Source organism: Nocardia sp. CC227C (assembly GCF_030767025.1).
Taxonomy (GTDB): Bacteria; Actinomycetota; Actinomycetes; order Mycobacteriales; family Mycobacteriaceae; genus Nocardia.
The window spans coordinates 75000-101052 of sequence record NZ_JASITE010000004.1; the positions used below are offsets into that span (position 1 = coordinate 75000).

Genomic DNA, 26053 nt, shown 5'->3' on the forward strand with positions numbered 1-26053 from the left:
ACCGAGCCGGAACCGCCGTACATCGCGGATCGTTGTCTTCGTGCCATAGAGTTCTGGTCAGCGGACCGGAGGAGAGGGGTGTTGTCGATGTTCAAGGGCGGACTGGAGAAGACGGTCGTCTCACTGCTCGACAACGGATCACAGGTGCAGGCGCCTGCCGTCGCGAAATACGTGGAACGGCTGCGCAAGGCCCATCCGGACGAGTCCCCGGCGCAGATCATCGCGCGACTGGAGAAGCTGTACCTGACCACGGTGACCGGCAGCGGCACCGCCGTCGGCGCGGCCGCCGCGGTGCCCGGCGTCGGCACCATCGCCTCGGTGGCGGCCATGTCCGCGGAGACCGCGTTCTTCCTGGAAGCCTCCGCGGTGTTCACCCTCGCCGTCGCCGCCGTGCACGGCGTCGCACCCGAGGACAACGAGCGCCGCCGCGCGCTGGTGCTCGCCGTGGTGCTCGGCGAGAGCGGCATGGAGATCGTGCAGAAGAGCGTCGGCCACTCCGCCAAGAACTGGGGCACCTTGCTGGCCAACAAGATTCCCGGCATCAGCAGCATGAACGATTCGCTGCTCAAGCGATTCCTGGTGCAGTTCATCACCAAACGCAGCGCGCTCATGTTCGGCAAGGTGCTGCCCGCCGGAATCGGCGCCGCCGTCGGCGGTTTCGGCAACCGGGCGCTGGGCCACCGGCTCATCGACAACTCCCGGCAGGCATTCGGCACCCCGCCGCGCACCTGGCCGCAACCGCACGTCATCGACGCCGACCCGCTGCCCGCACTGGACGCGGCAGACAAGCAGGCGCGATGAGCCCGGCGCGGCCGCTCGCCTTCGCCGTCGCGGGCCTGCACAAGACCTTCGACACCGAGACCGTGGTCCGCGACGTGAGTTTCGTGGTGCCCGCCGGAACGGTCGCGGCACTCGTCGGCCCGGCGGGGGCGGGCAAATCCACCGTGCTGCGCATGCTGCTCGGCCTGCTGCCGCCCACCTCCGGCACCGTGCACACGAGCGGCTCCGGGGTGCGGCGGGGACGCCGGGCGGTGGGCGCCGCGCTCACCCCGCGCGGACTGCACCCCGCCCGCACCGCTCGCGACCAGCTGCGGGTATTCGCCGGTGCCGCGGGAGTTTCCGACGCTCGCGTGGACGAACTGCTCACTCTGGTGCGCCTGGATACGGTGAGCGGTCAGCGCATCCAGTCCTTCACACCGGGGATGGGCACGCGGCTGGCCTTGGCGGCCGCACTCCTCGGCGATCCACCACTGCTGGTGCTCGACGAGCCGACGCTGGGCCTGGATCCCGGGGAGACGGCGTGGCTCACCGAGTTCCTGCGGGCGCACGCCCGGCGCGGCGGGACCGTCGTTTTCACCGCCCGCACCCTCAGCGCGGCGCTGCCGATGGCCGACGAGTTGATCGTGCTCGACCGCGGAGCCATCGCCTACCAGGGCAGTCCGGCGCGGCTGCGGCGCAGTCACCCGGATCGGCTGCTGGTCAAATCCTCCAGCCAGATCGCGCTGGCCACCGCGCTCGCCGCCCACGGTTTCACGGACGCGGTGATGCGGCCGGACGGTCGGCTCGCCGTCGCCGAGGTCACCCTCGACCGGCTGGAGGCGGCGGCCGCGGCGGCGCGGGTGCAGCTCACCGAGATCAGCGCCGAGCACGTCCACCCGGATCAGGTGCTCGCCAGCCTCACCCGGGCCGCGCCCGCCCCACCGTCCCCGGCGTTGTACGCGATGCCGCGGTGACATCCGCCGTGCCGCACAGGTTTCCGACCGGAAGGTAGTCGATGATCCGCACCGTGCCGCCCGCCGTGCTCCAGGCGGGTACCTCCGAGGTCCGCAAGGTCACCTCGCTGCGCATGAACCGGACCATGGCCGGGGCGCTGGTGCTGGTCGGCGCGATCGTGTTCACCATCGCCGGGCTCACGGTGGAGACGGCCATCGCCGGCGACGGCATCTCACACCCGATGGCCGCGGGGTCGGCGCTGCTCGCCGTCGGGGTGACCCTGGCGGCCGCCATCGTGCTGGCCGGAATCTTCGGCGCGGTCGGCGCCGGGGCGGAATTCCGGTACGCCACACTGCCGGTGAGCGCGCTGTTCACTCCGGACCGGAATCTGCTGTTCGGCTCGAAAATGGCTGTGACGGCGGCCTTCGCGGTCGGCACCGTGCTGCTCACCGAGGTGCTCGGGCTCGGGGCCTTCCTGCTGTTCGGCCGCGAGCGGCTGCAACTGCACGCCTGGCTCTTCGGACTGCTCGGCGGCGTGCTGCTGAGCGCGCTGTGCTGGGCGCTGCTGGGCGCGGCGCTGGGCTACCTGCTGCGCTCCCCCGTCCAGGCCGTGGCGGTCGTCGTCGGCTGGACGCTGCTGGAGCCGCTGGTGTGGGTGGTCGCGCAGGGGGTGGGCGTGCCGGGCTTCGCCACCGTCCTGCCGGTCTCGGCCACCCTCGCCACCGCAACCGCGGGCGCGTTCGCCGATGTCGCGTTCATCGCCCACACCCCGGCCGCCATCGTGGTGCTGCTGCTGTGGACCGCCGGCACGGTGACCGCGGCCTGGTGGTTCCTGCGCGTGCGCGACCTCTAGTCGACGGGCGCACCAGCGGTGTCCCGGTCCGGCCGGGAACAAAAGCGCGTCGGTGCGGGTAGATACCGTCGATACAGATGACTGTGATCGAGACTGGCGAGCCGAGTACCCGCCCGGCGGCGGTATCCGCGCGCGGCGGGTGGATTCGGCGATTGTGGGCGCGGTGCCGGGAGCATCCGTGGGTGCTGCTCGGCATTGTCGCCGCCCTGCTCGCGGGGGCCATGGTCGAGGTGACCGGGCCGCTGCTGGCCAAACGCGCGCTGGACGGGGCGACGGCGGGCGATACCGCGATCATCGGCGTGATGGCCGGATTCATGGCCGCGCTCGCGCTGGGGCGGTTCGCGGCCACCTTCGCCCGGCGCTGGCTGGCGGGACGGCTGGCCCTGGATGTGCAGCACGAGCTGCGGTTGGACCTGCTGGCAGCACTGCAACGGCTGGACGGGCGGGGGCAGGACGCGCTGCGCACCGGGCAGGTGGTGTCGCGCTCGATCACCGATCTGCAACTGGTGCAGGGGTTGCTCGCCATGGCGCCCTGGTCGACCATGGCGGCCCTGCAATTCGTGCTGGCGGCGGCGGTGATGCTGTGGCTGTCGCCGCCGCTGGCGCTCACCGCGCTGCTGGTGGTGCCCGCCATCGCCGTGGTGGTGTACCGGATTCGACCGCGGCTGTACGCGGCCACCTGGTCGGCGCAGCAGCGGGCGGCCGATCTCGCCCAGCATGTGGAGGAGACCGTCACCGGCGTCCGGGTGGTGAAGGGCTTCGGGCAGGAATCCCGCATGGTCGGCGTGCTCGAGGGGCACGGCAGGCGGCTGTTCGCCGAACGCATGCGGGCGGCGCGACTCGACGCCCGGTTCTCGCCGACGCTGGCGGCCATCCCGCAGGCCGGGCTGGTCGGCGTGATCGCGGTCGGCGGGCTGCTGGCGTTGAACGGGTCGATCGGGATCGGCACCTTCCTGGCGTTCACGGCCTATGTGGCGACCATGACAGCGGCGGCCCGCACCATCTCCTCGGTGCTGGTGATGGCGCAGCTGACCCGCGCCGCCGCCGAACGCGTGCACCAGGTGATCGACAGCGCACCGCACCGGACCGATCCGGAACATCCGGTGGCCCTGCCCGACGGGCCGCTCGGCATCGAGATCGAGGGGCTGAGCTTCGGATTCGATCCGGAGCAGCCCATCCTGCGCGATTTCGCGCTGACGGTGGAACCGGGCGAGACGGTGGCGATCATCGGCCCCGCCGGATCGGGCAAATCCACCCTCGCGCTGCTGCTGCCGCGCTTCTACACGCCCGACGCCGGTCGAATCGTGCTGCGCGGCGGCGACTCCCGGACCGATCTCACCGATCTGCGGGCCGCCGACCTGCGTTCGGCCATCGGCGTGGTGTTCGACGAGCCGTTCCTGTTCTCCGACACCATCGCCGCCAATATCGCCCTCGGCCGCCCCGACGCCACCGCGGCCGAGATCCGCGCCGCCGCCGCGGTGGCCGCGGCCGACGAATTCATCGAGGCGCTGCCCGCGGGCTACGACACCGTGGTCGGTGAGCGCGGGCTCACCCTCTCCGGCGGCCAGCGCCAGCGCGTCGCCCTGGCCCGCGCACTGCTCACCGATCCGCGCATCCTCGTCCTCGACGACGCCACCTCCGCCGTCGACGCCCTCACCGAGGCGGCCATCTTCGACGCCCTCCCCCGCCGCGCGGGCCGCACCACCCTCATCCTCGCCCACCGCGAATCCACCCTGGCCCGCGCCGACCGCGTCATCCGCCTCCCCGGCCCGGACCTCACCGCGCCGACCGCCGATGCGCGCGCACTGCTCGACGCGCCCGATGCTACGACCGTGCTCGACCCAGCCGACACGGCGAGCGTGGATACCGTGCGCACGCCCGCGGCGACCGCATCGTCAGGAGTAGTCGCGGAAGGTCATGAGGAATCCGGCGACGGCCACCGCGAACAACATCCCGAACCCGACCACCCGCAACCACATGACCGCCCAGTCGCGCACCCACAGCCCGGCGACCATGGCGAACAGCAGCATGAGCACCCCGTAGAACGGGGTCCGCTGCGGATGTCGGCCCATCCCTCCGGCCTACTCCCCCCGGCGACTTCCCGCCAGCACACCCGCTCGGACCGCCGATCGACCGGACCGGCGGCCGACAGCTTCGCCGATCACCCACCCGGCGCCGGGCCGACCCACCACGTCCCCACGTCGGATCACGCAGCGGCGAATACCGAACGCGACGATCGAGCCGCAGCGACCGCCGGACCGGCCCGTGGCGGGCACCGGGTGGGGGTCGCTGATCCGCAGGGCAGGTTCGCCGCGGATACCCGGGGTTCGGGCCGCAGCCGGCAAGCGAGCACCGCCGTGCCGGACAGCGGGCGCGACCCGGCACGGGCTGACACGACCGAGGCCGAGGAGTTCGATCCGGATACGCCGCCGGAGGTGCGGCGGTCGCTGCGAAAACTCGCGCCCGCCACCGAGTCGCCCGGGATGGACGACCGGCGGTTGCGGGAGCCCGACCCCGGATTCCGGCTGCGGCGGGCGTTGCGGCCGGTGCGGTGGCTGGTGGCGGCGACCGTGCTGCTGCTCGGGCTGGACGCGCTGGTGAGCGTCGGCTTCCCGTCCATCGTGCGGTTCGCCATCGACCACGGCGTGAGCGCCGGGGACAGCGGGGCGCTGGGGTGGGCCGCCGGGGGCGGCGCGGCGCTGGTCGCGGTCGGCTGGGTGGTGGCCTCGGTGGCGCTGCTGTGTGGGTCGCGGGCCGGGGAGCGGGTGCTGTACGGGCTGCGGGTACGCAGTTACGCGCATCTGCAGCGGCTGGGCCTGGACTACTACGAGCGCGAACTGTCCGGTCGGATCATGACCCGGATGACCACCGACATCGACGCGCTGTCGACCTTCCTGCAGACCGGCGTGCCCGAGGTGGTGGTCAGCCTGCTGACCGTGGTGGGCATCGCGGCGGCGCTGCTGCTGATCGACGCGCAGCTGGCGCTGGTGGTGTTCGCCGCCATTCCGCCGCTGGCCCTGGCCACCTGGGTGTTCCGGCGGGTGTCGAATTCGGCCTACAGCCAGGCGCGCGAGCACGCCGCCACCGTGAACGCCGACTTCCAGGAGAACGTGTCGGGGCTGCGGGTGGCGCAGGCGTACCGGCACGAGCCCCTGGCCGCGCGCCGGTTCGCCCGGTACTCCGACGACTACCGGGCCAGCCGCATGCGGGCACAGCGGGCCATCGCGGTGTTCTTCTCCTTCGTCGGCGCGTGGACGGATCTGGCGCTGGCCGCCGTGGTGTTCGCCGGGGCCTGGCAGGTGGCGCGCGGCACCACGACCGCGGGCACGCTGGTGGCGTTCGTGCTGTACCTGGGCCTGCTGTTCGGGCCCATCCATCAGCTGTCCCAGCTGTTCGACGGCTATCAGCAGGCGCGCGTGGGCCTGCGGCGCATCGGCGAACTGCTGCGCACCGAATCCTCCATCGCGCCCGATCCGCGGAACGCGGTCCCGATCGAGGGTGAACTGCGCGGTGAGGTGGTATTCGAGAATGTGCGATTCCGGTACGCGAGCGCCCCTACCCCGGCTCTCGACGGGGTGAGTTTCCGCATCCCCGCAGGTGGCAGCCTCGCTCTCGTCGGCGCGACGGGGGCGGGCAAGTCGACGATCGTCAAACTGCTGGCCCGGCTCTACGACATGCCCCGGGATCGGGGTTCCGGCGCGGTGTACGTGGACGGCGTCGACATCCGGGACTACCGGCTCACCGACTACCGCTCCCGATTGGGCGTGGTGCCCCAGGAAGCTCACCTCTTCACCGGCGACGTGGCGAGCAACATCTCATTTGGCAAACCTTTCGCCACCACCTCACAGATCGCGCGGGCGGCTGATGAGGTGGGAGCGCTCGACACCATCGCGGCCCTGCCGCGCGGGTTCGGGCAGCCGGTCGGCGAACGGGGCCGGGGGCTGTCGGCGGGCCAGCGGCAGCTCATCGCCCTGGCGCGGGCCGAACTGGTGCACCCGGATCTGCTGCTGCTCGACGAGGCCACGGCCGTGCTCGACCCGGCGGCCGAGGCATCGGTGCTGGTGGCGAGCAGATCGGTGACGCGCGGGCGGACCGCGATCATTGTCGCGCACCGTCTGGCCACCGCCGCCCAGGCCGATCGGATCGCGGTCGTGGAGCACGGCCGCATCACCGAAATCGGCACCCATGACGAACTGCTGGCCGCCGCGGGCACGTACTCCCGCCTGTGGGCTGCGGCGGGTGCGGAGAAAGGAATATTCTCGGGCGAGGACGAGTCGTCACCAAGGGAGATGTCCACTCGGTGGTAGTCCACGCCCACGGGCGATCGGGCGGGGGCATATCCTCAGTGGGGGCGCATCGGCGCGAATCTTGCCGATTACCCGTGCCGGGCACGTCACAAACGTCGCAGCGCGAAGAACGAAATGAGGCGAACACCTGCTGTGAGCAGCTCAACAGACCAGTTCGGACAGAACCAGTGGCTCGTCGACGAGATGTACCAGAAGTACAAACAGGACCCGTCGTCTGTCGATGAGAGCTGGCACGAGTTCCTCGCCGACTACACACCGGAGAACAACGCCGACGGCAACAGCCAGGCCGCCGCCCCGGCCGCTGCCGCCGCCCCCGCTCCGGCTCCCGCCCCTCCGCAGCCCGCCGCCCCGAAGCCCGCCGCCGCGCCCGCCCCGGCACCGGCCAAGGCCAAGGCTCCGGCTCCCGCGCAGGCGCGCACCCCGCAGACCACTCCCGCCCCCGCCTCCAACGCCGCCCCCACCGCGGGTGCGCCGAAGGCGGACGCGAGCGATGAGGCCAAGGTCCTACGCGGGCCCGCCGCGGCGGTCGTGAAGAACATGTCGGCGTCCCTGACCATCCCCACCGCCACCTCCGTGCGCGCCATCCCGGCGAAGCTGATGATCGACAACCGGCTGGTCATCAACAATCACCTGGCCCGCACCCGCGGCGGCAAGATCTCCTTCACCCACCTGCTCGGCTACGCCATCGTGCAGGCGGTCAAGTCCTTCCCGAACCTGAACCGGCACTTCGCCGAGATCGACGGGAAGCCCAACGCGGTCACCCCGGCGCACACCAACCTGGGTCTGGCCATCGACCTGCCCGGCAAGGACGGCAACCGCTCCCTGGTCGTGGCGGCCATCAAGAACTGCGAAGGAATGACCTTCGCGCAGTTCCACAGTGCCTACGAGGACATCGTCCGCCGCGCCCGCGACGGCAAGCTGGGCATCGAGGACTTCTCGGGCGTCACCATCTCGCTGACCAACCCGGGCACCATCGGCACCAACCATTCGGTGCCGCGGCTCATGCCGGGTCAGGGCGCGATCATCGGTGCGGGCGCCATGGAGTACCCGGCCGAGTTCCAGGGCATGGGTGACGACCAGCTCGCCGAGATCGGTATCGGCAAGCTGATGACGCTCACCTCCACCTACGACCACCGCATCATCCAGGGCGCGGAGTCCGGCGACTTCCTGCGCACCATCCACCAGCTGCTGATCTCCGACGAGTTCTACGACGAGATCTTCCACGGCATGGGCGTGCCCTACGAGCCGGTGCGCTGGCGCCGCGACGTCACCGAGCGCGGCGTCGACAAGAGCGTGCGCGTGCAGGAGCTCATCGCCGCCTACCGCAACCGCGGCCACCTGATGGCCGACACCGATCCACTACGGCTGGTCAAGGACAAGTTCCGCTCGCATCCGGATCTGGATGTCACCGAGCACGGCCTGACCCTGTGGGATCTGGACCGTGAGTTCAATGTGGCGGGCTTCCACGGCCAGGAGCGCATGAAGCTGCGCGACGTGCTGTCCATCCTGCGCGACGCCTACTGTCGCCACGTCGGCGTGGAGTACACCCACATCCTCGATCCCGAGCAGTTGCAGTGGATTCAGGACCGGGTCGAGCAGAAGCACGCGAAGCCGTCGGTCGCCGAGCAGAAGTACATTCTGTCGCGCCTGAACGCCGCCGAGGCGTTCGAGACCTTCCTGCAGACCAAGTACGTGGGCCAGAAGCGCTTCTCGCTGGAGGGCGCGGAGTCGGTCATCCCGATGATGGACGCGGTCATCAATCAGTGCGCCGAGCACGCCCTCGACGAGGTCGTCATCGGCATGCCGCACCGCGGCCGCCTGAACGTGCTGGCCAATATCGTCGGCAAGCCCTACTCGAAGATCTTCACCGAGTTCGAGGGCAATATGAACCCGGCCGCCACGCACGGCTCCGGCGACGTGAAGTACCACCTGGGTGCGCAGGGCACCTACATCCAGATGTTCGGCGACAACGACATCACGGTGTCGCTGACCGCCAACCCCTCGCACCTGGAGGCGGTGGACCCGGTGCTGGAGGGTCTGGTCCGCGCCAAGCAGGACCTGCTCACCAAGGAGGACCTGTCCACCAAGGGCGAGGAGGAGCGCAACTTCTCCGTCGTGCCGCTCATGCTGCACGGCGACGCGGCCTTCGCGGGCCAGGGCGTGGTGGCCGAGACCCTGAACCTGTCGGGTCTGCGCGGCTACCGCACCGGCGGCACCGTGCACATCGTGGTGAACAACCAGATCGGCTTCACCACCGCGCCGGAGTACTCGCGCTCCACCGAATACTCCACCGACATCGCGAAGTTCATCGGTGCGCCGATCTTCCACGTGAACGGTGACGATCCGGAAGCCTGCGTGTGGGTGGCCGAACTGGCCGTCGACTACCGGCAGAAGTTCAACAAGGACGTCGTCATCGACCTCATCTGCTACCGCCGCCGCGGTCACAACGAGGGCGACGACCCGTCGATGACCCAGCCGCAGATGTACGACGTGATCGACACCAAGCGCTCGGTGCGCAAGATCTACACCGAGAGCCTGATCGGTCGTGGCGACATCTCCATGAAGGAAGCCGAAGACGCGCTGCGCGACTACCAGGGTCAGCTGGAACGCGTCTTCAACGAGGTTCGCGAGCTGGAGAAATACCGGCCGGAGCCGTCGGAGTCGGTGGAGGACGACCAGCAGATCCCGCCGAATATGGTCACCGCCGTCGACAAGACGGTGCTGCAGCGCATCGGCGACGCGTTCGTGAACGTGCCCGAGGGCTTCAGCGTGCACCCGCGCGTCAAGCCGGTGCTGGAGCGCCGCCGCGAAATGGCCTACGAGGGCAAGGTGGACTGGGCGTTCGCCGAACTGCTCGCCTTCGGCACCCTGATCGACGAGGGGCACGCGGTGCGCCTGACCGGTCAGGACTCCCGGCGCGGCACCTTCACCCAGCGCCACTCGGTGATCATCGACCGCAAGAGCGGCGCGGAGTACACCCCGCTGCACAACATCGGGTCGAAGAACGCCGGCTGGTTCGCGGTGCACGATTCGGCGCTGAGCGAATTCGCCGCCGTCGGTTTCGAATACGGCTATTCGCTGGGCAATCCGGATGCGCTGGTGCTGTGGGAGGCGCAGTTCGGTGACTTCGTCAACGGCGCGCAGACCATCATCGACGAGTTCATCTCCTCCGGTGAGGCCAAGTGGGGTCAGCTCTCCGAGGTCGTGCTGCTGCTGCCGCACGGTCACGAGGGCCAGGGCCCGGACCACACCTCCGGCCGCATCGAGCGGTTCCTCCAGCTGTGCGCGGAGGGCTCGATGACCGTGGCGGTGCCGTCCACGCCGTCCAACTACTTCCACCTGCTGCGCCGCCACGCCCTGGACGGCATCCGCCGCCCGCTGGTGGTCTTCACGCCGAAGTCCATGCTGCGCAACAAGGCCGTGATCTCCGATATCGAGGACTTCACGGACAACAAGTTCCGCACCGTCCTGGAGGAGCCGACCTACGAGAGCGGCGACGGCGACCGGTCGAAGGTCAAGCGCGTGCTGCTCACCTCCGGCAAGCTCCACTACGAGCTGGTGGCGGAGAAGCAGAAGCGCGGCCGCGACGATGTGGCCATCGTGCGCGTCGAGCAGCTGTACCCGATTCCGAAGTTCCGCCTGAACGAGGCGCTGGAGGGCTACGCCAACGCCACCGATCTGGTGTGGATCCAGGAGGAGCCCGCCAACCAGGGTGCGTGGCCGTTCTTCGGCCTGAACCTGCCGGAGATCCTCCCGGCCCGGTTCGGCAAGCTGCGCCGCATCTCCCGTCGCGCCATGTCGGCCCCGTCCTCGGGTTCGTCGAAGGTGCACGCGGTGGAGCAGCAGGAGATCATCGAAGAGGCGTTCGCGGCTACTGCCTGACTCAGTACCCCGTCCGCGGTGCCGGGCCCGACGTCGTTCACTCGAACGATTCGCGGCCGGCACCGCGGCGTCCGGATGCGTTCCACCACGGCAACCTCGATATCACGAAGTCCACGTATTATGAATATCGATTCTTCATAATACGGAGGTGCGTATGGCTACGACCGTCGAGATTCCCGACGAGATCCTGGCAGAGGCGATGCGCCTCACCGGACTCTCCACGAAGAAGGCCGTCATCAACCTCGCCATGACGGAGCTGGTCCAGGGGTACCGGCAGCGTGAGGCGCTGACTCGACTGAAGCGCATGGACCACAATCCGTTTCTCACCGATGAGGAGCTCGACGACCCGTCGGCACCGGGTCGGTCGTGACACTTCCCGGCGATCGTCCGCGCTATCTCCTGGACCAGTCCGTGATGTCGCACTACTGGTCGCAGCCGACCACTCGCCGAAAGGTGGACGAGCTGGCGGTACTGGGCGTGCTGTGCTCCTCGATGGTGACCATGGACGAGGCTCGCTTCAGCGCTCGCAACAAGCGAGACCTGACCTTCATCACCGAGCTCTACGGTTCCGTATTTCGCTGGCTCGCAACAGATTCGGACGTAGAGCAGCAGGTCAGCCGAATTCGCGGCGCGCTGTGGAAGATTGGTGCTGGTCGCGGTGCCCAGACCACGGATATCCAGATCGCTGCCGTCGCTCTGCGTCACGACGCGACCGTGGTCCACAACGACACCGACTTCGCCACCATCCAGCGTGCGGTGCCCGAACTGAGGCAACTGCGAATCGAACCCTCGTGACCGGACAGGTGCGCAACCGCAGCCAAGGCTAAGGTGTCCCGCTGCCCAGTGCGGCTGACGGAGGGTTGGCCGCGGATCGACCCGCGAGTACGACGGTGTTGCCGCCCGACTGTTTCGCCTGGTACATGGCGGCGTCGGCGCAGCGCAGCAGGTCGTCGGCGGTGGCTCCGTGTTCGAAGGCGGCCACGCCGACGCTGGCGGTGACGGGGGTGTGCGGGCCGGTCATGGTGGCGATGGCGTGGCAGAGGCGTTCGGCCGCGGCCCGGGCGGCGGCCGGGTCCAGGTGGGCGAGGACGACGAACTCCTCGCCGCCGCTGCGGGCTACCAGGGTGTCGCCGTCGGCGCAGGCGCGTAGTCGGGCCGCGGTGTGGACCAGGATGTCGTCGCCCGCCGAATGCCCGTAGGTGTCGTTGACGGCCTTGAAGTCGTCCAGGTCGATGACCATGGCGCAGACCGCGCGGCCGTCGTCCACACCGAACCGGCCGGACAGGTAGTAGTCGAGGCCGCGGCGGTTGAGCAGTGTGGTGAGGGCATCGGTGAGCGCGTCGGTGCGCAGCACCCAGTAGCAGAAGTGCACGGCGGGCAGCACCACCACGATGGCAACGGCCATGATCAGGATGATCGCGACCGCCAGCGCCACATCGCCGCTCTCCCCCGCCAGCCGTGCCGCCAGCACGATCACCGACGCCAGCGAGAAGGCGGCGTGGGCGGCCAGCGCCCGCGGGCTGTGGAAGACGCTCACGTAACCGCCGGTGACCACCAGCAGCAGCGCGCCGATCGACCCGTACACCCGGTCCTGATCCATCAGGCAGGCCGACACCACCAGCAGGTCGGCCGCCCCGATCAGCAGCAGCGATTCGTTCTCCCCCGGCCACGGCCCCAACCACCAGCGCAACGCCCACAGCGTCGCCCCGCAGGTCACGAACGCGAAGACGATATACCCCACCGTCCCGTGCGGTCCCGCCGGGGACAACCAGGTGAGCACCGAGATCACCGCCATGACGGCCCCGCCCGCGCCGACCACGATCCGCACGGGCCAGTCCGCCGAGCGCGCCGCCAAGGTCCGCAGCAGCCACCGGTAGTCCACCGGATCGTTCCACCAGGCGCGAACGATCGCGTACCTGTCCCGCTCACCACCCGTCGGCAAAGAACGCCCCTTCTTCCGCCGAACATCGAATCCCGCCATATGGGACGATCCCCCGACCGCGCCCCGGTGCACACACCCCAGCACATACCGCCCTACCCGGGCAACCCCCGATGGTTCCCGATCTGCGATGGGAGGCCCTCGGTGCGCCCGCGCAACAACGGCCATGCGCGCCCCGGTTCGCGCCATTCGCCCGGCGCGGGCACTCTCGAGCACCCCAGCGGCGTTCTGCTCGCCACGCCCCGCGGACCGCGCCCACGCGCTGCCGCCCGATCACGAGATCAGCGCGCGGGTTGAGCGCGGGGTCGGCGAGGGCACGTGGCGGTACCGGGCGCGGATCATCGTGCACGCTCCGGAAAGCCATGTGCGGGAGCGGCTTCCGATTCCAGTGCAGATCGAGTCACTGGGCGCGGACCGGTGCGCCTTCACGCCCGGCTCGGACCATCCGCTCCAGCTCGCCCTGTACGTGGGCATGCTCGACGCCGATTTCGAGGTGGTGGACGCGCCGGAACTGGCCGATGCGCTGCGCACCCTGATCGCGCGCTACCGCCGGGCGCTGCCGGACTGAGCGCGCCACGGCCTTCGCTACCACGGCTACCCCGCCATGAGCGCTCTCACACCGCCTTGCCGCCCGGGCTCCCGCGCCGTATATTCCGCATGGAATATACGGCGCGGGATAGTCCGGAGAGGGCGTGGTGGTGACGAGGAAGTCGGCGGGCGCATCGCTGACGCCGATGGCGATCGCGGTGCTCGCCCTGCTGGAGGAGCGGCCGATGCATCCGTACGAGATGTACCAACTGCTCATGACCCGGCGCGAAGACCACCTGATCAAGATTCGGCCGGGGTCGCTGTACCACACCGTGGACCGCCTCACCCTGCACGGTTTCGCGGCCGCCGAGGGCACCGACCGCGCCGGGAACCGCCCGGAACGCACCATCTACCGCATGACCGACGCGGGCCGCGCCGTCCTGCGCGGCCAGGTCACCGAACTGCTCCGGCGGCCGCTGCGCGAGTACCCGATCTTCCCGGTGGCGCTGGCCGAATCCCACAATCTGCCCCGCGAACAGGTGCTCGAAGCGCTGCGCGAACGCATCGCCCGGCTGGACGGCGACATCGCCGAACTCGACGCCCTGCGCGCCTGGGTACGCCGCAAGAGTGTGCCCCGCCGCTACTGGATGGTCCTGGACTATCTGCGCGCCCAGCAGGCCACCGAGATCGACTGGTTGCGCGATCTCGTCGCCGAACTGGAGAGCGGCGAACTCCCCTGGGAGACATTCGATCCGGAGACCGGCGAACGCCTGCCCGCCCCCGACGAGCGGCTCGGGCACGACTGGGCCGCCGCCGTCACCGACGACATCTTCGACGAGGTTCGGAAAGGCGGTGGCACCCCTCCCACACCATGAACCGCCCACCCCACCACCCGGACGAGGAACGACAACCATGACCACTCGACGCAATCCGTGGCTGGCGCTGTACGCGCTGGTCGTCGGGTTCTTCATGATCCTGCTGGATATGACCATCGTCGCGGTGGCCAATCCGGCGATCATGACCGACCTGCACGCCGATATCAACAGCGTCATCTGGGTGACCAGCGCCTACCTGCTCACCTACGCGGTACCGCTGCTGGTCACCGGACGCCTCGGAGATCGCTTCGGCCCCAAGAACGTCTACCTGCTCGGCTTGGCCGTCTTCACCGCCTCCTCGCTGTGGTGCGCCATGTCCGGCTCCATCGAGATGCTGATCGCGGCGCGCGCGGTGCAGGGTCTCGGCGCGGCGCTGATGACCCCGCAGACCATGGCGGTCATCACCCGCACCTTCCCGCCGGACAAGCGCGGTGCGGCCATGGGGCTGTGGGGTGGCGTCGCGGGTCTGGCCACGCTGGTCGGCCCGATTCTGGGTGGCTTCCTGGTGGATTCGCACGGCTGGGAGTGGATCTTCTACATCAATGTGCCGGTCGGCATCATCGCCTTCGGTCTGGCCGTCTGGCTGGTGCCCGCCCTGGACACCAGTTCGCACAGGTTCGATCTGGTGGGCGTGGCGCTCAGCGCGGTCGGCATGTTCCTGCTGGTCTTCGGCATTCAGGAGGGCAACAGCCGGGATTGGGACGCCGTCATCTGGGCGCTGATCGTCGCCGGGGTGGTGGTGCTCGGATTGTTCCTGGTCAATCAGGCCCGCAATACCGGGGAACCGCTGGTGCCGCTGAGCCTGTTCCGGGACCGTAATTTCGCGCTGTCCAATCTGGGCATCGCCGCCATGGGCGCGGCGGTGACCGCGATCTTCGTACCGTTCTACTTCTATCTGCAGCAGGTGCGGGATCTGTCGCCGACGCGGTCGGCGCTGGTGCTGGCCCCCATGGCCATCATTACCGGCGTGTGCGCGCCGATCATCGGCAAGCTGTCGGATCGGACGCCGCCGCGCGTCATTCCGACCGTCGGTTTCGCCCTGTTCGCGACCACGACGTTCGGTTTCGCCGTGTTCATGACGCCGGATACGCCGATTCCGGTGTTCCTGGTGATCGGCGGCATCGCCGGTATCGCCAACGCCTGCATCTGGGCGCCGCTGGCCACCACGGCCACCCACAATCTGCCGGTGCGGCAGGCCGGGGCGGGGGCGGGCGTCTACAACACCACGCGCCAGGTGGGTTCGGTGCTCGGTTCGGCCGCCGTCGCCGCGCTGCTCTCGGCGCGCATCGCGGCGCAGGGGCTGCCGTCGGACAGTCCGATCGGCGAGGGCGCGCCGGGAATGGGCGCGATGCCGCCGGAGGTGCTGGACAAGATCAGCACGGCGTTGAGCCAGTCCATGTACCTTCCGGCCTGCGTGCTGCTGGTCGGGGTCGTGGCCTCCGCGCTGTTCGTCGGCCGCCCCAGCCCGGACCGGCCGAAAACCCAACCCGCCACGGCGGATTCGGTGCGCTGATCAGAGCAGCAGGCCGGTCAGGCGGTGCCAGTCCACCCGGATCTCGATCGGCATCTCCACCAGGGTCGAGTCCACTTCGGCCCGGAGCCGCTTGTGCAGGCGGTACTGGCGCAGCACCAGCACATGGATGTCGATGGACGCCACCCGCTCGCCGTCCATCCGCACCAGCCAGTACCAGGGGATACCCGCCAGCGCGTATTCGGCGGTCTTGTCGGCGGTGTCCACGCGCTCGGTGGCCGGGGACACCACCTCCACCGCGATCTTGATGCGGGCGGCGGGCATGGGGCCGAAATCGGAGGGCTCACCGCAGAACAGCGCCACGTCCGGGCGGCGCACGGTGACGCGCGGCAGATCCCACAGCAGCACATCGAGATCGGTCGCCACGAACAGCCAGCCGTCGTTGTAGCGGTTCATATGCTTCTCGGCCCCGGTCTCCAGCATGGACGACAGCCGCCGCGCCGCATTGCGCTGCGCGAGGGTGGGTTTGTCGGCCCGCACGGCGTCACCGTTGACCACCTCGACGAGTCGGCGGAACTCGTGCGGCAGCTGCTTCCAGATATCGAGGGTGATGGGCTCGGGCTGAAGGTTCTCCGGCCGGGCCCAATCCAAAACACGGGTCATGCAGGTGCCGCCTCTCCGTGACTTCGGCGCACGGCTCGGGTGCCGTCAACGGTCATGCACGCGTGCCGGCTGTCGGTTGGCCGAACTGCTCTGGGCGTACCCGGTGGATTGTCCCGGGCCTCACGAAATCAGCTGACACTCTGCCATCAAAGTCCGACCCAGAGGTACAACTCAGCCGATTCGCACCGTGACCGGGGGGTGTCCGGTCGCGCCGTCGGGCACCACGTCCCGGCGTTCGGCGGTCTGCACCGCGCCGGTGCCGTCGGTGGCGCGGGCGGTGACGGTGTGGTCGCCGGGCGTGGCGTCCCATTCGAAGACCCATTGCCGCCAGGTGTCCACGGAGGGTTCGGCGGCCAGCCGAGCGGGCTGCCAGTCGCCGTCGTCGACGCGGACCTCCACGGCGCGGATGCCGCGATGCTGCGCCCAGGCGATACCGGCGACGACCACCCGTCCCGGGCTCAGCCGGGAGCGGGAGTTCGGGGTGTCGATGCGGGTGCCGGTTTTGATCGGACCGCGCGCCGACCAGCCGCGCCGGGTCCAATACGCCTGGGCGCGATCGAATCTGGTGACCTCCAGTTCGGTGACCCATTTGGTGGCGGAGACGTAGCCGTACAGGCCCGGGACCACCAGCCGGGCCGGGTAGCCGTGCGCGACCGGCAGCGGTTCGCCGTTCATGCCGACGGCGAGCATGGCGTCGCGGCCGTCGGTGAGCACCGACAGCGGGCTGCCCGCGGTCCAGCCGTCGGCGCTGCGGGAGAGCACCATATCGGCGTCCTGATGCGGCCCGGCCTCGGCCAGCAGTTCGTCCAAGCGGTATCCGAGCCAGCTGGCATTGCCGATGAGGTCCCCGCCGATGGGGTTGGAGACGCAGGCGAGCGTCACCAGCCGCTCGATGGCGGGCCGGGTCGCGAGATCGGCGTAGGTCAGCCGGATTTCCCGATCCACCATGCCGTGGATGCGCAGCGCCCAGTCGTCCGTGCTGACCTGCGGCAGGATGAGCGCGGTGTCGATCCGGTAGAAGTCGGCATTGGGGGTGACGTATGGCGTCAACCCCGGCAGCCGCAGATCCGCCTCCCCCTCGAGCACCGTCACCGGGTCGCTCGGCGGCGGCAAGGTCACCGCCGCCCGCTCCCCCGACACATCCCTGGCCCGCGCCCCCAGCCACCGGCCGACCGCCCCGGCCGCCACCGCGGCCACCCCCGCGACGGCGATGCCGCGTACCGCCGCCCGCCGGTCCATGCGGGCCGAATCGGCAACGGTGGACGCGGGCGCCGTGCCGCGGTCACGCTCAACCGGACCGCCGCCCGTGCTCATGCTGCCGCCCGATGCCGCGGTGCCGCCCGCCCGAGCGAGGTCACTCGCCAGCGGCGGGCCGAGCGGTTCGGGGAAGACGGTCTCGCGGCCGGACTCGGCACCGCCTTCGTCACTTCCACGGCTCGGCTCCGGACGAACACCGGGATGTGGCTCCGCGATAGGTCCGGCCTGATCGGAGTCTCCCGCCCGCGCGTTGTGGTCACCGCCGGTCGGCTCCGCTGTGCGGCGCGGTGGCGACGTGTGGCCATCCACAGCGAAGTCGACACCCTGCGGACGGGCGGGCACATCGGCTCTCGTGCCGCCGGTTCCGGACGCGCGATATGGCTCCTGGGCGCTCGTCCGCTCCGCTAGGTCTGCGATCCGGCGGGTCAATGTGCGCAGCAACGCAATCCCGGTGAGTACGCCGACGAGCGTGGGGAGTGCCCACGTCCAGACCGCCTGCGGACGGTCCAGTGCCGCCACCGCCGCCAGCACGCCGAAGGCCCCGAACAGGATGGATCCGATCGGTCGGCGCACCCGTTCCAACAGTCCCGCACCGGCGGCCACGGTCACCGCGACCGCGCCCATGATGAGGTACAGCACGAGTTTGTCGCTGGTGCCGAAGGTGTCGATCGCCCACTCGCGCACCGTGTCCGGCGTGTGGTCGACCACCCCGGCCCCGACGGCGGCCAGCGGCGCGCTCTGCACGGCGACGATCGCGGCGAGCAGTTCGGCCGCGCCGAGGATCGCCCCGGCCGCCACGATGCCACTCGCTACCCGCAGTTCCCGTTCGGCCACGCCTCCGACCCTACTGCCGGTGCGAGCCGCTGAGCTGCGGCAAGTTATGACATTCCGGTGACGTCACGGCCCGCGGCGATACGGCGTGTCAGGGCGATGCGGGTACGCCGCTCTCCCGCGCCCGCCGCACGTACAGCCGCTGGCTCGCGCGCGCGACCAGCTCGCCGTCGGCGGCCACGATGCGCGCCTCGTGTTCGGTCTCGGATTTGGAGCCGTCGGCGGTCCGCTCACGGATCTCGTCCACCACCGCGCGCGGCATCTCCATGGTCGAGTACACCGTGCCGCGGCCGGGTCGCACGAAGTCGATCTCGGCGGTGGTGTTCCACACCCGGTACGCGCCGCCGAGCTGTCCCTGCGCCATCATGCCGAAGAAGGGATCGGTCATGGCGAACAGCGACCAGCCGGGCGCCGCGCCATTGTGATTGGAGTTCCAGCGCCGCACCCGCAGGCGCACGGTGACCGAGGTCCAGTCGTCGGCGAACGGTTCCACGTGGACGCCCAGGAACAGCAGTGGCGGAGCGAGACTCATGACCTTCGCGAGCCGACGCGGGGTCAGCAGTCGTGCCGATATGCCGCGTTCCCCGAAACCGACCGTACTCGAGCCCATTTCGGCAGTCTAGGGCGCGATCGGTCAGCGCGGGTCGGCTCTGTGTCGCCGATAGTAGCGGGCCACGCGAGCGCGATTGCCGCAGCGTTCGGCGGAGCACCACTGGCGGCGGGGGTGGGCGGGGAGGAAGAGCATGACGCAATCGTCTGCGGCGCAACGCTTCACGCGTGCCACCGCGGGGTCGGTGCAGAGGTCCGCGGCGGCGTCGGCCAGGGTCGCGGCCAGGCGGGCGGCCGCGTTCCCCGCGCGGTGCGGGGTGGCGGTCAGTGTCGCGCCGTTCCAGTCCAACCGTCGAATGGCGGGCGCGGCGGATTGCGCTTCGTGCAGTCCGCGCAGCGCCGCCGCCGGGGGGCGGCGGTGGTGCAGCACGGCGTCGAGTACGGCGGCAGCGTGTTCGCGGACTGCCCGCACCGCTTCGAGCTCCGCGGGTCCGGGACGCACGGCCGCCGACTCCGGCAGCCGGTCGCCCTCCAGCGCCAGCCAGTGCGCCAGCTGTTCCGGAGTTTCCAGCAGGTCACCGCCGACCGGCCGGGTGTTCACCAGGTCGAGGGCCAGCGGTTCGCCGATCAGCGGTTCGAGCTCCATCACTCCCTAATGCTAACTCAAGCACTTGACACATTAGAACCGGGCAAGCTAGAAACTAATGCATCATCTCCGTTAGAAAGCATGTGAATCCGATGAACGCCCTCCCCCTGGTCCACTACCGCACCCGCACCGTCGACGGTGTCGAGGTCCACTACCGCGAATCGGCCCCCACCCGCGCAGACGCCCCCGTCCTGCTGCTCCTGCACGGCTTCCCCTCCGGTTCACATCAGTTCCGCCGCCTCATCGACCTACTCGGCGACCGCTACCGACTCATCGCCCCCGACTACCCCGGCTTCGGAAACACCGTCACCCCAGCCGATTTCGACTACACCTTCGACCGGCTGGCCGATATCACCGAGGGTTTCGTGCAGGACCTCGGCCTGACCCGCTTCGCCATGTACGTCTTCGATTTCGGCGCACCGGTCGGCTTCCGCCTCGCCGCCCGCCACCCCGAGTGGATCTCCGCCCTCGTGGTGCAGAACGGCAACGCCTACGAGGCCGGTCTCTCCGACGGCGCAAAGGATTTCATCGCGCTGCGCCCCGACCAGGACGGCGCGGAGGCCGCCATCCGCCAGCTGCTCACCCTGGAGGGCACCCGCGGCCAGTACGAACACGGAGTCCCCGACCCCACCCTGCTCTCCCCCGACGGCTGGACCCTGGACCAGCACTACCTCGACCTCCCCGGCCGTAAGGAAGCACAGGTAGCCCTCGCCTTCGACTACCACTCCAATGTGAGCCGCTACCCCGAATGGCAGTCCTGGCTCCGCACCCACACACCCCCCACCCTCATCACCTGGGGCGCGAACGACCCCTTCTTCCCCGCCCCCGGCGCCCACGCCTACCGCACCGACCTCCCCGACGCCGAACTACACCTCTTCGACACCGGCCACTTCGCCCTGGAAACCCACCTCGCCGAGATCGCCCCGCTCATCGCCGATTTCCTGGACCGCGTCCACACACCCGCCGTTCGGTCCGTTCGGAAGTGAATCGGCTGTCACCACAACCCTGGCGGTGCCGGCCCCGAAGGACCCGAAACACCCACTAACAGCCCGCCAGCACCACAATCGTCAGGAACAGTTCCGTGATCGAAGACGCGCTTACAAACCACTGCTAGCCGAACCGACTCGATACAGCGGCGGATAGAAGTTCCCGCGGCGCTGCGAGGCCAGAAGCTCCCGCAGCTTCAGGGTGGTGGCCGGACTGATGGCATGGACCAACTCGGCGACGCGTCGCAAAGTAAGCGCATCAATACCGCGGTCCCGCGCATGGCTGCCGTATGCGTCGATGACGTTCAATGATCGGGGGGTCGGCACCCGGACTTCGGAATGCTCGCCGGCAGCCTTGCGACGTTCGATATCGAGTTCACTCCGGCCGCCGCGGCGATTTCGCAACATCTGCTCCGCCTGGTCCAGACTGCTCGTCGATGTGAGGAGCCCTGCCAGTGATGACTTCGTCAGCGCCTGACCGTCCACTTCGTAGATCCCGGTCGTATCGTCGGTCAGGTCTATGACCGCGCGACGCTGGGTCTCAACCACGCCACGCCAGCCGTCGGCCGCCATCGCGAGCAGCGAGGTCGCCTCGGATGGGTGCCAGGACCAGAGGTCGGCGAACGGCGCAGCATCTGCCGGTGTCAGGCTCGCGACCTGGTACGCACCAAGGTCCGCGAACCGCGCGTGCACCTCGCTCGGCGACAGCTCGCCATCGACGCCGGGGCCAGCGACCAGCACGCGAGTGGGGAGCCCGGTCATCACGGCAGCGGCGAGAGCGAGTGAATCGGCCAGTGGACTGAGAAGTCCGCTCTCGTGGCCTTCGGCGATGATGTCGCCGCCGACGTCGACCACTATCAACTCGTCGGCGCTGAACATCCGCGCCGCTTTGCCGATACTTGCGGCCATCCCGGCCGCGCCGTTCTCCGCCTCGAGCAACAGCAGCGGGTGCACCATGCTGCCCGCCAATCGCGGCAGCGTGGACGTCCCTTTCCGCAGTGTGGACGTCTCCGAGATCGTCGCTACCCCGCAGTGTTCGACCAGCCCCTGGAAGTCGGCGCGTGTTCGCGGGCCCGGCGCGGGGTCCATCATGAACCGATCCCACGAATAGCTCATGATCGCGCTAACCCGCAGTTCCGGCACGGCAGTGGCGAGCATGGCGGCGGTGATGGCGTCGCCTCCACCACCAGCGGCGATCGCTAACGCGGAATGCATCACTACCCCGACATCTGCTTCAGGTCCGTATAGTGGCTAGTGGCATATGGTACTCACCGAAGGATTGCGTTGCCAGAAATCGAGGAGGTACTTCCCAAGTACCTACAGATCGCCGGACACCTCCGCGACCAGATCGTGCGAGGCGATCTCGCACCGGGCGACGAGGTCCCCTCCGAACGTGAACTGGCCACGGATTGGAAGGTGGCGCGCCCGACCGCGGCCAAGGCGCTGCAGGTGCTCCGCCAGCAGCGACTGGTCGAAAGCCGGCGGGGGTCGGGCACTTTCGTACTGGAGCCTCACGCGGCGCCGCGAGCCCGTGAGCGATACGAGCGCGCAGCAGCAATGGGCACGATGTACTCGCCGACAGAGAAGGTCGAGTTCGCCTCGGCAAGCATCCTGGATGCTCCGCCGCACGTCGCGTCAGCCCTGGGGCTCGAGGTGGGCGCACAGGTAGCGCAGCGGCGTCGCATCATCCGGAACGTGATCAGCGGCCCGACCGAGCTGTCGATCTCATGGTTCCCCGCCGCGTTTACCAAGGATGCGCCACGACTCCTCGACACCACCGAGGGGATTCGCGGCGGGACGCTTCCATACCTGTCGGATGTCTTCGGCCTGCGGTCCCTGTATGCACGCGACCAGGTGTCGGCGCGACAGGCCACCGACGAGGAGCGTGAGGTGCTCGGTCTGCCGAACCCGTCAGCAGTGCTGGTCTACTGGCTCGTCGCGTACGACAGCGGGGATAGTCCGATCGAGTTCGACGAGGCCGTGTATCCGCCCGACCGGTGGGCCTTCCGGCAAGAGTTCCCGGTTACCGTCTAGGGCCTGGCCGATCACCCCGTCCGCTCCGGAATTTTTCCACTCCTTGCCAGGGCCGCATTCATATCTGCCACGGCACACACCGGAGGAACCGGTATGAACACGACCGAGGCGCGTGTCCTCGCCGCACTCGCCCCAGGCGGCCATCTCACCGCCGACCGCATCGCTGACAGCGCAGACATATCCACCAGAGCCGCCCGCCACGCCATCGACCGCCTCGCCTACCTGGGACTGCTCGTCACCGGCGTCGGCATATGGCGTGAGACCTGGATGCTCAGCCGCCGCGGCCGCGCCTACATCGAGACACCGATCGGCCGTGCACACCTCGACGTCCCAGCGGGAGTGTGACCATGGAACTCCTCGCCTTCGTCCTGCTCATCGCGGGCATACTCGCCTTCGCCGCTACCCACGGCCACCAGCCGCCCCGCCACGCCACGGCCTGCCGTTCGCGCAGCTCCAGGCGCGGCTGGAGGTTGAGTCGCAGCGCACCTACCTGCCATTGCGGGGGTGGTGACGATGCGGTTCGAGTACCTCAATCACCACAACCGGGAATGGGCGCGCCGTGACCCCCGCCTGGCCATGCAGGTGCACATCGACTGCCACCCCGACACGTGCGAGACCAAGGCTGCCGCGTGGAAGGTGCTCGTGGACGCCGGGAAGATCGTGCCCGACTCGAACCGGAGCCGCGCATGACCGGGCACATCTCCTACCAGCACCGTGACGACGGCATCTGGCCTGTCGGCGAGGACGGCTGGCCCGTCACCACCGAGGAGGAGCTGCGGGAGCTGGGCGGCGAAGTACGGGACGCGCTCAGCCTGCTGGCTGGCCCTGAGGTGATCGACGTCGAACCGGAATCCGTGGTCGATATCAACGCCGGGGACCGACCATGAACGACGCCACGATCAAGGCGCTGTACCGGCGTACGACCGGTACCTCGCGGAGGCCGAGCCGCCGTTCGACGTTGAGGCGGGCTGGACTCGGCTGCGGGCGGCGATCGAGGACACCGCGAGCGAGAGCAACCGAGCTGGCCGCCCGCTGCGCGGCCAGTGGTGTGGATCTGCTGACAGGTGCGCGGGTATCGCGAGTGGTCGTGAGCGATCACGCCGTCCGGGGTGTCGAGACGGTTCGCGAACAACCCCGTCAACTGTCGCCGAGCCGAAATCCAGGCGGCCGCCCATCGTCGTCGACCTGTTCGACGTAGTTCTCGGCGGCCCTGCTCTCGGTCGGGTCATACCCCGGAAGCATCAGATCCCCATACGTGCGCGGAGGCATGTTGGTCAGCACACCCCGCCGCTGCCTCCCCCGAACAACCCGAAACACCCACCAACACCCCGCCAGCACCGCCATCGGCACCGCGATCGCCAGGAGAAGTTCCATGATCGACGACCCTAGCCCCGCGACGCCCCACACGTCGGCAGCCACCACGACGGAGCAATCTCCAACCCCCGACACACGGACACGTCACGGGAGCTCACTGACCAGCCCTACGGCGACCCGCAACTGTAGGGGCAGTTCCTTGTCCTCCTGCCCCACGAACACGCCGATCCATCGCTCACCGCGCCGCCAAATCCGCAATGCCGGAATGTAGTCCGCAATCATCCGTAGCACCGGCGCGTACTCAGCGACCTGGAACCGGAGGCGGAAGATCGGAGTCGCCCCACAGCGTCAGCAGTTCGCCCTCGCCCCAGCGTTCCCGCAAAGCCGTCTGTAGGTCAGCGAGGTCCGAGTCGTATTGATGCTGCGCCGCCCAGTACGACTCCAAGTCATCATCGAGGTCGAAACAGTCGTCGGTGCGAGCGAGGTCCAGCAGGTGGCACCCCGGTCCGGATTGATCGGCGGCACAGCATCCCTCATCGACCTTTTCCTTCGGGAATGGACGATTCAGAGCGGGCGGCCAGAGCGGTTGCGAGGTTCATAGTTACAGTTAATATCGAGCATCGTTACTACAGCAGCCGACAAGCGCTTTATATGTCACATCACACATGTCTTCACGGCCAGAAGGCTAACATTTGGCTATCTTACGGCAATGGAGCATCGACTACCGGCGACCGATCGACGACGGCTCTTGGACCTCGCCGCTGACGGCGAAATCGCCACAATCGCCGACCTGGTCTTCTGGGACAACTCGTCCTACCCAACCGAATGGCGCACTGGAGGTCCGCGCATCCCGTTCGACAGGCTGCCACCCCCGGTGGGGATCGTCGTAATCATGTCCTTGTACGACAACGAGATTCGCAACGGCGGCTTCGAACAGTTCCTGTACAACCATCCCTCGGAGCTGTTCTATCTCCCCGGCACACTGCGACTCTTGGGGCAACCGGAACTGGCTTCTGCCTGCTTGTCGGCAGCGCATCACGCCCACGCCACGTCACAGCTCCCGGCCTGGGGCGGCGAACGCCCGATACTCACCGGGCCGCGTGAGGTCTTCGACAGATACTTCGCTACCGAACAGGCCACCCTCGATGGCCATCCCGAACCAGTCCCACTGCACCAGGTGGACACCATGTACTACCGGGTCGCAGACGACATCGGGAGGGCATTGGGCGCGTTCATCACCCAGAGAATCGACGACTACACCGAATCCTGAGCTGTGAAAGCCATGATCGTCCGCCGACCGCACAAACCGCACCGGATATCGCGGTCGAATCTCGAATCATGTTCTGCCCCATCCCGGTTGCAGACGGCCCGGCGTGCATAGCATCGCGTCATGCGACCGCAATGGATCATCGATCTCCACGAGGACTTCCCCGGCTCCGCTCTCGTCGCGGCCGCGCTCGACGACCCGCTGATCGTGGAACCGCATGATGCGATGATGGGCCGCTGGCCGGGCGTCCACGAGGGCCGCGCGGTCGTCGGGTACGGCACGATGCCGACGATGCGGAGCCTCCGTCGCGTTCCGGGGCTCGGGGAAGCGGTGTTCGACGACTACGCGACGCTGCGCTGCTCGTTCTACTACCGCCACGTGTACGACCTGCTCGGACGGACCGCCGTGTTCATGCCGTTCTCGGCGGTTCCCCAGCTACCGCTCCGGCGCATGTTCGGAGGTGACCAGGTCTTCGTTCGCAGCGATACGAACTACAAGCTGTTCCCCGCCGGCGTGCATGCGATCGCAGAGCTGGGGCGTTGGCTCCAGACGTACGACCAATACCGCGACGAGCTCGTCGTCGTCTCCGAGGTTGTGAGCTTCGAGCGTGAGTACCGGTGTTTCTGCCGTAACGGCCGTTTCGTCTGCGGAAGCTCGTACCCGATCGAGCCGTTCCTTCCGGTCCCGGATCATGTCCGTGGCTTCGCGGAGGCCGCGGCGGCCCGACTACTCGCCCACGGCTCCACCATGGTCACCGTCGACGTCGGTGTGGGCCTCGACGGCGTGCTCCGCCTCGTCGAGCTGGGCGGTGTGAACAGCTGGGGTATCTACGGATCGTACGTCGCCGACTTCATAGCCGCGATGGAAGCCGAGGCGCTCGCCCGCGCCGACATGTGATGACGTTCCGGGGACACGGCGGCATCGCACGACCGACAGAG

25 protein-coding genes are annotated in these 26053 nt (G+C 68.9%); 17 read left to right on the forward strand and 8 right to left on the reverse strand.

All coding sequences use genetic code 11. The annotated features are described in order from the left end of the window. The first annotated feature begins 87 nt into the window (after nucleotides 1-87). The 7 genes from QMO76_RS08835 to QMO76_RS08865 all read left to right on the forward strand — a co-directional run bounded on the left by QMO76_RS08835 (nucleotide 88) and on the right by QMO76_RS08865 (nucleotide 11550). Complete coding sequence (locus tag QMO76_RS08835) at nucleotides 88-801, forward strand: hypothetical protein (RefSeq protein ID WP_306361125.1); 714 nt, start codon at nucleotides 88-90, stop codon at nucleotides 799-801. After that, entirely contained in the window at nucleotides 798-1733 is a 936-nt protein-coding gene (locus tag QMO76_RS08840; protein WP_306360708.1) for an ATP-binding cassette domain-containing protein, read from the forward strand. The genes QMO76_RS08835 and QMO76_RS08840 overlap by 4 nt, the downstream gene beginning before the upstream one ends. A 41-nt stretch (nucleotides 1734-1774) precedes the next feature. Next, nucleotides 1775-2566, forward strand: coding sequence for an ABC transporter permease (locus tag QMO76_RS08845; protein ID WP_306360709.1), 792 nt, complete (start codon nucleotides 1775-1777; stop codon nucleotides 2564-2566). 77 nt (nucleotides 2567-2643) lie between these two features. Then, the gene (locus QMO76_RS08850; RefSeq protein ID WP_306360710.1) at nucleotides 2644-6873 is read left to right on the forward strand and encodes an ABC transporter transmembrane domain-containing protein; all 4230 of its coding nucleotides are present in this window, start codon (nucleotides 2644-2646) and stop codon (nucleotides 6871-6873) included. 114 nt (nucleotides 6874-6987) lie between these two features. Then, nucleotides 6988-10755: a multifunctional oxoglutarate decarboxylase/oxoglutarate dehydrogenase thiamine pyrophosphate-binding subunit/dihydrolipoyllysine-residue succinyltransferase subunit gene (locus QMO76_RS08855; protein ID WP_306360711.1), complete on the forward strand. Its 3768-nt coding sequence runs from the start codon at nucleotides 6988-6990 to the stop codon at nucleotides 10753-10755. Nucleotides 10756-10909: 154 nt separating this feature from the next. Next, entirely contained in the window at nucleotides 10910-11125 is a 216-nt protein-coding gene (locus tag QMO76_RS08860) for a type II toxin-antitoxin system VapB family antitoxin (protein WP_306360712.1), read from the forward strand. Next, a complete protein-coding gene (locus QMO76_RS08865) occupies nucleotides 11122-11550 on the forward strand; it encodes a type II toxin-antitoxin system VapC family toxin (RefSeq protein WP_306360713.1) in 429 nt (142 codons plus the stop codon). Before QMO76_RS08860 ends, QMO76_RS08865 begins: the two co-directional genes overlap by 4 nt. Nucleotides 11551-11578: 28 nt before the next feature. Here QMO76_RS08865 and QMO76_RS08870 read toward each other — a convergent pair whose 3' ends face one another. Further along, nucleotides 11579-12697 carry a GGDEF domain-containing protein gene (locus QMO76_RS08870; protein WP_306360714.1) on the reverse strand — a complete coding sequence of 373 codons (1119 nt, stop codon included), beginning with the start codon at nucleotides 12695-12697 and terminating at the stop codon, nucleotides 11579-11581. Between the two features lie 163 nt (nucleotides 12698-12860). Between QMO76_RS08870 and QMO76_RS08875 the strand changes: the two genes are divergently transcribed. The 3 genes from QMO76_RS08875 (at nucleotide 12861) to QMO76_RS08885 (ending at nucleotide 15610) form a co-directional block, all read left to right on the forward strand. Then, on the forward strand, nucleotides 12861-13262 hold the full coding sequence (locus QMO76_RS08875) for a WYL domain-containing protein (protein WP_306360715.1): 402 nt from the start codon (nucleotides 12861-12863) through the stop codon (nucleotides 13260-13262). A 130-nt stretch (nucleotides 13263-13392) separates the two neighbouring features. Beyond that, entirely contained in the window at nucleotides 13393-14097 is a 705-nt protein-coding gene (locus QMO76_RS08880) for a helix-turn-helix transcriptional regulator (protein WP_306360716.1), read from the forward strand. Between the two features lie 37 nt (nucleotides 14098-14134). Next, on the forward strand, nucleotides 14135-15610 hold the full coding sequence (locus QMO76_RS08885) for a DHA2 family efflux MFS transporter permease subunit (RefSeq protein ID WP_306360717.1): 1476 nt from the start codon (nucleotides 14135-14137) through the stop codon (nucleotides 15608-15610). On the opposite strand, the gene QMO76_RS08890 is transcribed toward QMO76_RS08885, so the two are convergent. The 4 genes from QMO76_RS08890 to QMO76_RS08905 form a co-directional block, all read right to left on the reverse strand. Continuing rightward, entirely contained in the window at nucleotides 15611-16231 is a 621-nt protein-coding gene (locus QMO76_RS08890; protein WP_306360718.1) for a Uma2 family endonuclease, read from the reverse strand. A 171-nt stretch (nucleotides 16232-16402) separates the two neighbouring features. Further along, on the reverse strand, nucleotides 16403-18322 hold the full coding sequence (locus QMO76_RS08895) for a molybdopterin-dependent oxidoreductase (protein ID WP_306360719.1): 1920 nt from the start codon (nucleotides 18320-18322) through the stop codon (nucleotides 16403-16405). Between the two features lie 88 nt (nucleotides 18323-18410). Then, nucleotides 18411-18929 (reverse strand): PaaI family thioesterase, encoded by a 519-nt coding sequence (locus tag QMO76_RS08900; protein WP_306360720.1) that lies wholly within the window; start codon nucleotides 18927-18929, stop codon nucleotides 18411-18413. A gap of 24 nt (nucleotides 18930-18953) precedes the next feature. Then, the gene (locus tag QMO76_RS08905) at nucleotides 18954-19514 is read right to left on the reverse strand and encodes a CGNR zinc finger domain-containing protein (protein WP_306361126.1); all 561 of its coding nucleotides are present in this window, start codon (nucleotides 19512-19514) and stop codon (nucleotides 18954-18956) included. 92 nt (nucleotides 19515-19606) lie between these two features. On the opposite strand from QMO76_RS08905, the gene QMO76_RS08910 reads away from it, so the two are divergent. Then, nucleotides 19607-20500 (forward strand): alpha/beta fold hydrolase, encoded by an 894-nt coding sequence (locus QMO76_RS08910; protein WP_306360721.1) that lies wholly within the window; start codon nucleotides 19607-19609, stop codon nucleotides 20498-20500. Between the two features lie 111 nt (nucleotides 20501-20611). On the opposite strand, the gene QMO76_RS08915 is transcribed toward QMO76_RS08910, so the two are convergent. Then, on the reverse strand, nucleotides 20612-21715 hold the full coding sequence (locus tag QMO76_RS08915; protein ID WP_306361127.1) for a DUF1152 domain-containing protein: 1104 nt from the start codon (nucleotides 21713-21715) through the stop codon (nucleotides 20612-20614). 69 nt (nucleotides 21716-21784) lie between these two features. On the opposite strand from QMO76_RS08915, the gene QMO76_RS08920 reads away from it, so the two are divergent. The 4 genes from QMO76_RS08920 to QMO76_RS08935 all read left to right on the forward strand — a co-directional run bounded on the left by QMO76_RS08920 (nucleotide 21785) and on the right by QMO76_RS08935 (nucleotide 23421). Beyond that, nucleotides 21785-22534, forward strand: a complete 750-nt coding sequence (locus QMO76_RS08920) for a GntR family transcriptional regulator (protein ID WP_306360722.1) — start codon at nucleotides 21785-21787, stop codon at nucleotides 22532-22534. A 93-nt stretch (nucleotides 22535-22627) separates the two neighbouring features. After that, the gene (locus QMO76_RS08925) at nucleotides 22628-22879 is read left to right on the forward strand and encodes a hypothetical protein (RefSeq protein WP_306360723.1); all 252 of its coding nucleotides are present in this window, start codon (nucleotides 22628-22630) and stop codon (nucleotides 22877-22879) included. A 168-nt stretch (nucleotides 22880-23047) separates the two neighbouring features. Continuing rightward, nucleotides 23048-23224 carry a hypothetical protein gene (locus QMO76_RS08930; protein ID WP_306360724.1) on the forward strand — a complete coding sequence of 59 codons (177 nt, stop codon included), beginning with the start codon at nucleotides 23048-23050 and terminating at the stop codon, nucleotides 23222-23224. Then, on the forward strand, nucleotides 23221-23421 hold the full coding sequence (locus QMO76_RS08935) for a hypothetical protein (RefSeq protein ID WP_306360725.1): 201 nt from the start codon (nucleotides 23221-23223) through the stop codon (nucleotides 23419-23421). Before QMO76_RS08930 ends, QMO76_RS08935 begins: the two co-directional genes overlap by 4 nt. 250 nt (nucleotides 23422-23671) lie before the next feature. Here QMO76_RS08935 and QMO76_RS08940 read toward each other — a convergent pair whose 3' ends face one another. Continuing rightward, complete coding sequence (locus QMO76_RS08940) at nucleotides 23672-23908, reverse strand: hypothetical protein (protein WP_306360726.1); 237 nt, start codon at nucleotides 23906-23908, stop codon at nucleotides 23672-23674. A gap of 84 nt (nucleotides 23909-23992) precedes the next feature. Further along, nucleotides 23993-24130, reverse strand: coding sequence for a hypothetical protein (locus QMO76_RS08945; protein WP_306360727.1), 138 nt, complete (start codon nucleotides 24128-24130; stop codon nucleotides 23993-23995). Nucleotides 24131-24740: 610 nt separating this feature from the next. On the opposite strand from QMO76_RS08945, the gene QMO76_RS08950 reads away from it, so the two are divergent. Both QMO76_RS08950 and QMO76_RS08955 read left to right on the forward strand, forming a co-directional pair. Then, nucleotides 24741-25118, forward strand: coding sequence for a hypothetical protein (locus QMO76_RS08950; protein ID WP_306360728.1), 378 nt, complete (start codon nucleotides 24741-24743; stop codon nucleotides 25116-25118). Nucleotides 25119-25238: 120 nt separating this feature from the next. Continuing rightward, entirely contained in the window at nucleotides 25239-26012 is a 774-nt protein-coding gene (locus tag QMO76_RS08955) for an ATP-grasp domain-containing protein (RefSeq protein WP_306360729.1), read from the forward strand. Nucleotides 26013-26053 lie beyond the last annotated feature (41 nt).